The 1,091-nt window shown below is 35.3% G+C and carries 1 protein-coding gene; it reads left to right on the top strand.

The genetic code is table 11. From position 1 onward, the window contains the following. The coding region (locus tag QQK25_RS24800; protein ID WP_284190062.1) for an NADH-quinone oxidoreductase subunit M at positions 1-1,024 on the top strand (1,024 nt) is incomplete at its 5' end. Between the last annotated feature and the right edge of the window lie 67 nt (positions 1,025-1,091).

The following is a 1,091-nucleotide window of genomic DNA, read 5'->3' as shown; positions in this document are numbered from 1 at the left end:
CTTATACTCAGCTACAAAATTTATTTTGTACACTGCTGGAGGTTCCATTTTTCTATTAATGGGAGTTTTGGGTATGGGTTTATATGGTTCTAATGAACCAACATTCAATTTTGAAACATCAGCTAATCGATCATATCCTGTGGCATTGGAAATAATATTCTATTTTGGATTTCTTATTGCTTATGCTGTTAAATTGCCTATTATACCCCTCCATACATGGTTACCAGATACACATGGAGAAGCCCATTACAGTACATGTATGCTTCTAGCGGGAATCTTATTAAAAATGGGAGCATATGGGTTAATTCGTATTAATATGGAATTATTACCCCATGCTCATTCTCTATTTTCGCCCTGGTTGATACTAGTGGGAACAATGCAAATAATCTATGCAGCTCTAACATCTTTGGGTCAACGCAATATCAAAAAGCGCATAGCTTATTCTTCGGTATCTCATATGGGTTTTACAATTATAGGGCTTGCTTCCCTCAGCGATACGGGACTTAATGGAGCTATTTTGCAAATAATCTCTCACGGATTTATAGGTGCTGCGCTATTTTTCTTGGCAGGAACAAGTTGTGATAGAATGCGACTTATCTACCTCGACGAAATGGGAGGAATAGGCATACCTCTGCCAAAACTATTTACTATGTTCAGTAGCTTCTCAATGGCTTCTCTTGCATTGCCAGGTATGAGTGGTTTTGTTGCAGAATTGCTCGTTTTTTTGGGAATAATTACTAGCCCAAAATATCTTTTAATGCCCAAACTATTAATTACTTTTGGAATGGCAATTGGAATGATATTAACTCCGATTTATTTATTATCGATGTTACGGCAAATCTTCTATGGATACAAGCAATTTGATAGTATAAACAGTCTATTTTTGGATTCTGGACCCCGTGAACTATTTGTTTCAATTTCGATTTTTTTACCTATAGTAGGAATTGGCATATATCCCGATTTCGTCCTCTCACTGTCGGTTGATAAGGTACAAGCTATTCTATCTAATTACTTTTATAGATAGGTTTCATATAATATTTTCATATAACAATAAATAGGTTTCTTCAACAAGCTTCTCTTCATTCAAAAAA

It is taken from the genome of Zoogloea oryzae (genome assembly GCF_030161255.1).
GTDB classification, from domain to species: domain Bacteria; phylum Pseudomonadota; class Gammaproteobacteria; order Burkholderiales; family Rhodocyclaceae; genus Zoogloea; species Zoogloea oryzae.
Note: the sequence above shows the minus strand (reverse complement) of the source record. Positions and strands in the feature narration are given on the sequence as shown.